Origin of the sequence: Amycolatopsis sp. NPDC004079 (genome assembly GCF_040610415.1) — a bacterium.
Taxonomy (GTDB): Bacteria; Actinomycetota; Actinomycetes; order Mycobacteriales; family Pseudonocardiaceae; genus Amycolatopsis; species Amycolatopsis halotolerans.
Genome location: NZ_JBEXMH010000004.1, coordinates 275819 through 285605, shown reverse-complemented (window position 1 = coordinate 285605; position 9787 = coordinate 275819). Strand labels below are relative to the sequence as shown.

The following is a 9787-nucleotide window of genomic DNA, read 5'->3' as shown; positions in this document are numbered from 1 at the left end:
CACCGCTGACCAGGCAACGTCCATGCCGACCAGCCACCCTCACCGCTGACCAGGCACCTTCCATGCCGACCAGCCACCCTCACCGCTGACCAGGCACCTTCCATGCCGACCAGCCGCCCTCACCGCTGACCAGGCAACGTCCGTGCCGACCAGTCGCCATCACCCGGCTGCGCGGCTCACCCCAACCACGCACGCCGCCCCTCCAGCGCCCGCGCTGCCCCCGGCCTGCCGCCGCGCCCAGCCGCGCATCCTCGTGGCTGCCCCACCAACGCCGACCTGCTTCAAGCCCTTACCACCAAACCCGCCAGTGCCCGCCCTGCACCCAACCGCCCAAACCCTCTACCGCGCCAAACTCATCAGCCGACCGCGGCACCGTTCCACCAGCCCCCGCGCTGCGCCTCACTGTCCCAAGCCCGACTGCGTCCCGACCCCACCAGCAGCCGCCCTGCGACCAACCGCCAAACCCACCAGCCCGAGCACCTCGTCCACCAGCGCCCCCGGATCGAGCGCGAGGTCGCGCCCGCATCCCCCAGCGTCTGCACCGCACCCAACCGCCCGAAGCCCTACCGCGAGCCCAACCGCCCTAACCCCTACCGCCAAACCCACCAGCCAACCGCATCGCCGCCCCACCGGCGACTGCCCCGCGTCCACCCGCAGCCCGGGCCCTATCGCCAAGCCCGCCCAGCCCAGCCACGCCACCACCACTGCTCCCGCCACCACGCACCAAGCCGTCCGAGCTTCCCCCGTCGCCCGACCACCGCAGTTCGCGCCCCGCGCCCCCTGGCGGCCCCCGTCCAATCCAACCGCACCGTCACCGTCTCCCCCTCTTCCCCAGCGGACCACTCGCCCCAGCGGTCCGCATCCTTTTGCGCGGAACCGTTGCGCCACAAGGGTGAACCCGCCGAATCCGAATTCCGGCATACCCCCCGAACCCGTCCCCCTCCGGACAAGAGCAGCCGACCGCACCTTGACTTCATAATGGTCTAGTCCAATGCTTACCGCATCAATTTTCCGCATGTTCGCCGGAGGACAGATGCAGCGAAGCAGACTGGCCGCCACACTCGTCGCCGCCGCTACCGTGGCCGGAGCAGCTGCCGTCGTGGCCGCGACCGCCCACGCGCAGACCGGGACGTCGACCGGCCTCGACAACAATTGGTACGCCGCCGCGCCGTACCTCATGCCGCAGAGCAACAACCCGCCCGACCCGGTGACCGTCATGAACGCGACCGGGCAGAAAGCGTTCCAGCTGGCCTTCATCCTCGCGCCCAAGAGCGGTGGATGCAGTCCCACCTGGGACGGCACCACGCCGGTTTCCTCGGACACGACCGTCGGCGACGCGATCAACCGCATCCGCGGCAACGGCGGCGACGTGTCGGTTTCGGTCGGCGGCTACGGCGGCACGAAGCTGGGCCAGACCTGCGGCACTGTCGACGCGACCGCCGCCGCCTACCAGCAGGTCGTGGCGAAATACAACCTGAAGGCCATCGACTTCGACCTCGAGGAACCCGAGTACGAAGACACCGCGGCCATCGCGAACGAACTCGGCGCGGCGAAGAAACTGCAGGCGGACAACCCCGGTCTGTTCGTCTCGGTGACCATGCCGGGAACCGCCGCGGGCACCGGCTGGTTCGGCACCCAGTTGCTGGACCAGGCGAAGTCGATCGGCTTCTCCCCCAACGACTTCTCGATCATGCCGTTCGACGGCGGCTTCACCGGCGGCGGCGCGTCGCAGGTGTCGGCGCTGGAAGCGTTCCACGGCCTGCTCCAAAGCCACCTCGGCTGGGACAGCGACACCGCGTATTCGCACGAGGGTTTCTCGGGAATGAACGGGAAATCCGACTCGTCGGAATTCTTCAACGTTTCCGATTTCCAGACCGTGTACGACTACGCGACCAGCCACCACCTCGGCCGGTTCACGTTCTGGGCAGTGAACCGCGACCGGCAGTGCACGACGACGACCGACAACAGCGTGTGCTCGAACGTCCAGCAAAACGACTGGGACTTCACGAAGTTCACCACCCGCTTCGCCGGCGCGACCCCTCCGCAGACCACTCCGCCGACGAGCCCGACGAGCCCAACCAGTCCGACCAGCAATCCCCCGAGCACCTGTTCGGCACCGGAATGGCAGAAAACGCAGGTTTACACCGGCGGCACCGTGGTCGCGCACAACAGCCACAAATGGACCGCGAAATGGTGGACCCAGGGCGAAGAGCCCGGCACGACCGGCCAGTGGGGCGTCTGGACCGACAACGGAGGCTGCTGACCGGCTAGTTTTCCCGATCGGGCGCTGCGCCGCGGATTCCGTGCCGCAGCGCCCGATCCGTCGATCGCGTTGAGAAAATCAGGGACGAACGCCGGGAAGGTGCGTATTCGCCCGGCGGACCTCCGAGGCCAGCGCCGGCACCTCGATCACCCGCCGTCCGGCCGCGACAAGCCGTTCGACCCCTTCGGCCTCGACGAACAACGACGGTTCCCGCCAGGCCATCACCACCCGCGGAATGGCCGTTTCGAGAATCAGCTGCGTGCAGCTTTTCGGATGGGACGCGCGATCGCTGCACGGTTCGAGCGAGCTGTACATGGTCGCGTCGGCGAGCCGCGGATCGTGCGGATCGAGTTTCGCCAGCGCGGACTCCTCCGCGTGGTTTCGCGGATCGCCCTCGCCCGAATGCCCGGTGGCGAGCACCGTCCCGTCCGGCAGCCCGACGACCGCGCCGACCCGAAACGTCGAACTCGGCGGGCACTCGTCGGCAAGCTCGATGGCCTGCCGCAACCGCAGCAGATCGAGCGACGACGGTTCGGCCGCGGCGCGATACCGCAGCACCGCGATGTCCCCGAGCCGCCGCACTTCCGTCAGCTCCAACGGTCGCGGAAACGCACCCGGCCCGAGGAACCGCGGCGCTCGCGGATCGCCGACCATGATCGGCGCGACCGCGAGCCGGAGTTCGTCGGCGAGCCCGGCGTCGAGGAACTGCGTGTGCACCGCCCCGCCGCCCTCGACGAGCAGCTTCCGGATCCCCCGCGCGCCGAGGTCGTCCAAGACGCGCTCGAGCTGCGGCGGAGTGCCGACATCCACCACAGTCGCGACCGCGCTCAGACTGTCCGCGCTACCTCGCGGCGCGTAGACGAGCTTCTCGGTGTCCCCGACGGTGAAGAACCGCGACGCCGGATCCAGCTTGCCGCTGCTCGTGACCGTCACTTTGACCGGTTGCTCCGGCCGCCCCGCCGCGACGCGCTCGCGGCGCAGCTCGGGGGAGCGCACGAGAAGCCGCGGGTTGTCGGCCCGCACCGTGCCCGCGCCGACGAGGATCGCGTCGGCCTCGGCGCGGAGCCGGTCGACCTCTGCGAAGTCGTCCTCGTTCGACAGGATCAGACGCGTGCTGCCGGCGTCGTCGAGGTAGCCGTCCAGCGATTGCGCCGCGGACAGCAGGACGTGCGGCCGCCCGGTCATCGTGCCCATCCGCTCATCGTGCTCCGGCCAGGTCAGGCAGGCACCACGGCGTACTGGCGGACGTACAGGTCGGTGTAGGTCACCGGTCCGCGCGGACCCGGCACCCGGTCGAGGTTGATGCCGGTTTCGGGCACCGCGAGCAGCTTGAAGCCGTCCAGCAGCCGGGTCGGCGCGTTCCAGAACACGCCGGTGCCGGTGTAGCCGTCGAAGAACTGCTCCGCGGCCGCCGGGTTCTCGGTCGCGATCCCCGCGGCCAGCCCCGACGTGCGCTCGTTCGCGATCTCGACCGCGTCGACGAGCCCGCCGACCTTCTCCACCGTGACGGTCGCCTCCCGCTCGGAGTCCAGCGCCCACTCGTAGCCGATCGGATGCTCGTGCGGCGCGAGCGAAGGCGTGACACCACGCTCGGCCAGCGCGGACTCGATCTGCGGCCACACCGTGTCGTGCACGTCCTCGTGGATCAGCAGCAGGTTCAGCCGGTTGCAGACGCCAAGCCGGTCGAGGCTCGAGAACACGAGGTCCCGGACCTTGCCCGCGTCCGCCGCAGCGTCGACGTACAGCACCCCGCCACCGTCGGCATGCGCCAACGTGCGCACCCCGTGCACGGCGGCCTCAGTCGCCAACGCCCGCGTGCTGTCGCCGCTGCCGCGCAGGATGACGAGCGGCACGAGCTCAGGCAACCGAACCAGCGCCGACGCCGCTTCCCGCTCAACACGCGGAACCAGCTGCACGACGTCCGGGTTGATCCCGGCAGCCTCGAGCGCGGGCGCGATCACGACGTCCCGCAGCCGCTGCGCCGAGCCCAGCGCCGCCGACCCGGTCCGCAGCACGCCGCCGTTGCGCGACTTGACCAACTGCGACGCCACATCGACCGTCACGTTCGGCCGCGCCTCGTAGTTCGCGCCGATGACACCCACCGGACGCCGCCGCTCGACCAGCCGCAGCCCACCGTCCAACGTGGACACCGGAACGGACCGCTCCTGGTGCGGCGCGCCAGCCAGCAACCGCAGCTGCGCGGCCATCCCGTCGAGCCGCTCGGGCGTGATGGCGAGCCGGTCGAGCAGACCAGCGCTCATCCCGTCGGCCGTAGCCTTGGCGACGTCGGCCCGGTTGGCCTCAAGCACCTCGTCCCGGTGCGCGACGAGCCGCTCCGCCATCCCGACGAGCGCCGCGTCCACCGCGTCGTCCCCGGCGGCAGCCAACGACGGCGCAGCCGCCTTCGCCGCCCGCGCACACTCCTCGACGGCCTTCGCGACCTCGTCCATCGCCTGTCTCCCTCCGGCGGCTCAGCAGACGTCCAGTCTGCCGTACCGCCCACATGGGGAGACGACGGGCTCAGCCCTCGGGACACTCGCCGCGCCAGTCGCCTGGTGGACAACATGGTCGACAACGCCGCCGCTCACGACCGGTGCGTCTCCGCCCGCGGTCCACCGCCGTAGCCAAGGACACGCCCCAAGCCAGCCACCGGCGCTGCTGATGTCCGGCCGGTGCCCAGGCCGCGATCGCATCGTCACACCGCCACGCGGTCGCGCCGACCCCACCGTGCCACCTGCTCAGCCCGCCAACCACCGCGAACACAGACGGCGGTCCAGGCCAGGCGACAAGCCGCGACCGCGAGGCCCCACAACTGCCCGAGGAGCCACACAGCAGAGCCCCACGCCCACGACACCCACAGCGTCACCAGTGCCCAACACCACGACGGAACCCAGCGCCCCACGACGTCAACCGACGCACCCCAGCAGCTGCCCGCCCGCACCGGTGCCAGCCCACGACAAGCCGCTCCACCGCAGCCGTGCACTCACGACGTCAGCTCGCGCAGTCCAACCACCGGTCTCGCAGCAACTCGACGTCCACAGACGTCGCCGCCGCACCACCGACCGCTCCCGCTGCAACCCAGCGGCCCCACGCAGTCATCCCACGCGACCGAGCTACTAGCCCGCGTATCAGCTCGCCCCGCGCGACCGAGCCGCTAGTCCGCGCGTCAGCTCGCCACAGGCCAGAACCGCAGCGGCAGCATCACAACGCCAACGGCTGCAACAGCCATAGCCCGCCCGCGATGACGCAGCTCACCGTGAGCACGCCGAACACCAGCACCCACAACACCGCGGGCACGGCGGTCAACCGGCTGAGCTGATCTGCGTCGGAGTCCCGCGCCTGGCCACGTCGCCGTTTGAGCTGAAGCTCCACCACCGGCCGGACCCCGCCGAACAGCAGGAACCACGTCAGCAGATACACGAACGGCGCCTGCACGACCTTCGGCGCGACCAGCGCCACGAGCCCGAGCACGATGGCACTCGCGACCACCGTGAACACGCCGTAGGCGTTGCGCACCATGATCAGCACACCCAGCAGCAGCAACGCGACCAGCACGAGCACCGCGGTGATCAGGTCAGCCCCGACCAAGCTCGCGAACAGCAGCCCCAAGACCGACGGCGCGACGTACCCGGCCAAGGCCGTGAACGCCATGCCCGGACCCTCAGGCTTGCCGCGCGACACGGTGACCCCGGAGGTGTCCGAGTGCAGCCGGATCGACCGCAGCCGTCGCCCGACCGTCACCGCTGCCAGCGCGTGGCCGGCCTCGTGCACGATCGTGATGACGTTGCGGGCGAACCGCCACGGCGTCCCGCCGGCGAGCACCACCAGCAAGGCGATACCGCCGGTGACCAACGTGATGACGCTGGGCGTGTTCGCCTGTTCCAGCGCCGCACCGACTGTCCCATTGCCCGCTGCCATGGCCGCACCAGAGATTTCTCCGGTACCCGGTCGAGCACTGAGCACAGTCGAGACGGCGAGTACAGGCGTAGTCACGCGGACACCTCACCACAGGCGCTATTTGGCCCCTGTGAGTGCCCAGGCGACAACCGTCGGCCGCGATTCGGTATGGGCGGCAGCCTCACTCCATAACGTCTCCCTCCTGTCGATCCGCGACTTCAGCAACCGCTCAGTCCGCCACCTCCCCGGACTCCGACGTCCTCAGCCGGTCGAACCGGAAGAGATGCGCGACCCACGACCGATACGGACGCCAGTCCTCAGCCAGCGGTTCGAGCTCGTCCGGCGGCGTGTCTGGAGGCAGCGCGTACTCCGCGCACAGCATCTGGTGAAGCTGAGTGTCCAGCCGCGGGAAGAGATCGGGATGTCCCGCGCCGTGCAGCAGGATCTGCTCGGCGGAGAACGCTCCGATGCCCGGGATCGCGCACAGCCGCGTCATCGCGTCGGGGATCGACAGCGCCAGAAGCTCTTCAGCGTCCAGACGCCCATCGGCTGCTGCCCGGGCGACAGCTCGAAGGCGCGCGAGCCGGAACGGTCCGACCAACGGTTCGTCGCCCAGCTCGGCCAGAATCTGCGGTGCGGGAAAGGAAAACGGCCCATCGTCGCCAACCTGACGGCCGTGTCGCACCGCGAGCTGTTCCCGGAACCGCATCGCCTGCCGAGCACGCATTCCTTGGGTGAGCACGGTCCAGCAGGCTGCTTCGTACGGCGACGAATACAGCACCGGGCGCGCTCCGCTGTGGCGAGCCTGCAACCGCCGGACCACGGAGTCACGGCTCGCGACCTCGGCGAAACCGGATTCGTCGACATCGAGCGAGAGCATCCGGCTCACCTGCGAGACCACGCGCGCGGCGATCTCCACCGGCGCCGCCACGCCGACTTCGACCGTGCCCGGGGATCTCTGCCGGATCGCTGCCCCGGCGTGGGTCCAGGTCCCCTCCACCGGGAACGCCAACCGCAGCACGCCCGGCTCGGCTGCGAAGGATCCGACCGGGCCCGCCGCGGCGAGCCACTGCGCCGCGGCGCTCAGGTCGAAGGCCCCGTGCACGGCGATTTCGCCCGTGGGCAGGTCGATCGGACGCAGGATCGGTGCGGTCATCAGACAGTCCTCCTCGCTGGCCTCCGCGGGTCGGAGACCGTGCGGACGACGTTAGGAACAGGCACCGACAATGCCGGGCCTCGAACGCTTGATCGGGCCGATCTTCACTCGAACGAGGGAGTCACTGATGCCGCATACTGCCGGTATCCCCACCGAGAGGACCCCCGTGCCCCACCACAGCACCCAGCAACGGCTCACTGACCTGCTCAGCGAACCGGCCACGACGGTCGACGGCTTCCTCGACACGCTCGGCGACGCTGCCCAAGCTGGGCCGCCCACCGGACTCACGCAGCGGCTCATGCGCACCACACTGCTGCCGCAGGTCTACGAACGCTACTGGCGGCCAGTGCTCGGCCGCGTCCTCAAAGGCCCCAGCGGCCCGAGCATGGCCGACGAGGTCGCCCTGGCCGCCGAACGTCTCTCGCTGCAGCCAGGTCAGGTCGTGCTCGACGTCGCGTGCGGGACCGGCCGGTTCACGCGCGCCTTCGGGGACGCAGTGGGACCAGACGGGCTTGCGATCGGCTTGGACGGCGCACGCAGCATGCTTTCGCGCGCGGTCGAAGAAACTGATTCGCCGGCCGTGACTTACCTTCGCGCCGACGCGGTCGAGCCGCCGCTGCTTCCGTCCACTGTGGACGCAATCTGCTGTTTCGCCGCCCTGCACATGTTCGCCGAGCCGGAACGCGCGCTTGATTCGTTCACCCGGGTCCTGCGTCCCGGCGGCCGGATCGTCCTGCTCACCAGCGCTCGCCGCGACTGCCAGGTGACCCGGATCGCCGACACCGCAGGAGGAATCGTCAGCGGGCAACGCATGTTCGACCGCGGAGAGATCGCGGCCAGCCTGCGCGCGCATGGCTTCGACGAGGTGCACGAGCAGTACTTCGGGGTCGCCCAACTCGTCTCCGGTCGACTGTCCGACGTGCGGTGATCCATTTTTGTCGGGGTTCGGAGATAGCATTCCCCGCATGACCCACGCCGCACCTGTCCCGCCCGACGACAGCCACCTCCGTTCCCTCATCGAAGCCACCGCCGACGCCGTCGCCGCCGCCGAACCGCTCGGCTCCGACCACACCGGAGCCGACGCGGAAACCCGTGCCGCGGTTGAAGAAGAAGTGCGTTCCCGAGCTGACGAACTCGTCGCGCTGAGTCAGGATCTGCACGCGCATCCGGAAGAAGGGTTCGCCGAGCACCGGTCAGTCGGCGCGCTCGCCGAGTTGCTGCGTGCGCATGGACACGAAGTCACCGTCGGGCTGGGCGGACTGGATACCGCCTTGCGCACGGGAACTCCGGACAACGACGGGCCGCACATCGCAGTTCTGTCCGAGTACGACGCCCTGCCCGGATTGGGGCATGGCTGCGGGCACAACGTTATTTGCACAGCTGGAGCCGGCGGGTTCCTCGGCGCGGCGGCAGTGGCCGAACGACTCGGCGGTCGCGTGTCGCTGGTGGGCACTCCCGCGGAGGAAGGCGGTGGCGGCAAGGAAACGCTCGCGCGGGCTGGAGTCTTCGACGATGTCGATGCGGTGATAATGCTGCATCCGTTCAGCCACGACATCGCACTGCACCCGTTCCTCGGCAGGCGACAACTGGAGATGGTGTTCCACGGGGTTGGCGCACATGCTTCGGCGCAGCCGTTCATGGGTCGCAATGCGCTCGACGCCGCGGTGGCGGCCTATCAAGGAGTGTCCGCGCTGCGGCAACAGTTGCCGTCGAGCGATCGAGTGCACGGCATCTTCACCGATGGCGGCGCGCGGCCGAACGTGATTCCAGCCCGGGCGGCGCTTTTGTTCTACCTCCGGTCGGCAAACCCGGAGACGCTGCGCGACCTGGCCAACCGGATGACCTCGATCGCCCAGGGCGCAGCAGAAATGACGGGTTGCGGGGTGGAATTGCACTGGGACGAGCAGCCTGCGTACCTGCCGATCCGGTTCAACACCACGCTGGCCGGGCGGTGGTCGGTCAACCAAGAGGGCACCGGGCGGAAGCCGCTGCCACCGGGCATCGTGCCGGAGTTCCTGACCGGGAGCACGGACCTCGGAAATTTGTCGTTCCGGATGCCCGCGCTGCATCCGATGATCGCGGTGTCCGGGCCGACGGTCGCGTTGCACACCAAAGAATTCGCCGAGGCCGCCGGGTCGCCGACGGGTGATCAAGCGGTCGTCGACGGTGCGCTGGGTCTGGCGCTGACAGCCGCCGATTATCTCGCCGACGCGGACCTGCGCAAGGCCGTGCACGACGAGTTCGAGGCATCGGGAGGGGCTCTGGACGTGCCGAGTTTCTTTGACTGACGCGTGGCTGGAGAGACGGAGAAGGTGGAGATGACGATGGGCCGCGAGACTGGAGAGGAGGTGCGTCGGACGGCTTGACGGGTTTGACTGGAGTTGCGCGCTGGTTTGGCTGGAGGTTCGCGCAGGTTGGTCTGACGCCGTGGCGGTAGCGGGGACCGAGCGATTGCGGGATCTTGTCGGCGC

The 9787-nt window shown here is 69.5% G+C and carries 7 protein-coding genes; 3 read left to right on the top strand and 4 right to left on the bottom strand.

Annotation, left to right across the window (positions count from 1 at the left end; translation table 11 throughout):
- Positions 1 to 1033 precede the first annotated feature (1033 nt).
- Positions 1034 to 2263, top strand: coding sequence for a chitinase (locus ABZX37_RS06545; protein WP_354736637.1), 1230 nt, complete (start codon positions 1034 to 1036; stop codon positions 2261 to 2263).
- 78 nt (positions 2264 to 2341) lie between these two features.
- Here ABZX37_RS06545 and ABZX37_RS06540 read toward each other — a convergent pair whose 3' ends face one another.
- The 4 genes from ABZX37_RS06540 to ABZX37_RS06525 all read right to left on the bottom strand — a co-directional run bounded on the left by ABZX37_RS06540 (position 2342) and on the right by ABZX37_RS06525 (position 7316).
- Positions 2342 to 3448: a dihydrofolate reductase family protein gene (locus ABZX37_RS06540; RefSeq protein WP_354736719.1), complete on the bottom strand. Its 1107-nt coding sequence runs from the start codon at positions 3446 to 3448 to the stop codon at positions 2342 to 2344.
- 32 nt (positions 3449 to 3480) lie between these two features.
- On the bottom strand, positions 3481 to 4713 hold the full coding sequence (locus ABZX37_RS06535) for an aldehyde dehydrogenase family protein (protein WP_354736635.1): 1233 nt from the start codon (positions 4711 to 4713) through the stop codon (positions 3481 to 3483).
- 751 nt (positions 4714 to 5464) lie between these two features.
- Complete coding sequence (locus tag ABZX37_RS06530; protein ID WP_354736717.1) at positions 5465 to 6181, bottom strand: M50 family metallopeptidase; 717 nt, start codon at positions 6179 to 6181, stop codon at positions 5465 to 5467.
- Positions 6182 to 6389: 208 nt separating this feature from the next.
- Positions 6390 to 7316: a hypothetical protein gene (locus tag ABZX37_RS06525; protein ID WP_354736633.1), complete on the bottom strand. Its 927-nt coding sequence runs from the start codon at positions 7314 to 7316 to the stop codon at positions 6390 to 6392.
- A 166-nt stretch (positions 7317 to 7482) separates the two neighbouring features.
- Here ABZX37_RS06525 and ABZX37_RS06520 point away from each other — a divergent pair, with 166 nt between their 5' ends.
- Positions 7483 to 8244 carry a methyltransferase domain-containing protein gene (locus ABZX37_RS06520; RefSeq protein ID WP_354736631.1) on the top strand — a complete coding sequence of 254 codons (762 nt, stop codon included), beginning with the start codon at positions 7483 to 7485 and terminating at the stop codon, positions 8242 to 8244.
- A 37-nt stretch (positions 8245 to 8281) separates the two neighbouring features.
- A complete protein-coding gene (locus tag ABZX37_RS06515; protein ID WP_354736629.1) occupies positions 8282 to 9604 on the top strand; it encodes a M20 family metallopeptidase in 1323 nt (440 codons plus the stop codon).
- Positions 9605 to 9787: the final 183 nt, after the last annotated feature.

Bases quoted from the DNA above. Each gene is read 5' to 3' on its own strand.
- ABZX37_RS06545 (WP_354736637.1), top strand. From the start codon at position 1,034: ATGCAGCGAAGCAGACTGGCCGCCACACTCGTCGCCGCCGCTACCGTG.
- ABZX37_RS06540 (WP_354736719.1), bottom strand. From the start codon at position 3,448: ATGACCGGGCGGCCGCACGTCCTGCTGTCCGCGGCGCAATCGCTGGAC.
- ABZX37_RS06535 (WP_354736635.1), bottom strand. From the start codon at position 4,713: ATGGACGAGGTCGCGAAGGCCGTCGAGGAGTGTGCGCGGGCGGCGAAG.
- ABZX37_RS06530 (WP_354736717.1), bottom strand. From the start codon at position 6,181: ATGGCAGCGGGCAATGGGACAGTCGGTGCGGCGCTGGAACAGGCGAAC.
- ABZX37_RS06525 (WP_354736633.1), bottom strand. From the start codon at position 7,316: ATGACCGCACCGATCCTGCGTCCGATCGACCTGCCCACGGGCGAAATC.
- ABZX37_RS06515 (WP_354736629.1), top strand. From the start codon at position 8,282: ATGACCCACGCCGCACCTGTCCCGCCCGACGACAGCCACCTCCGTTCC.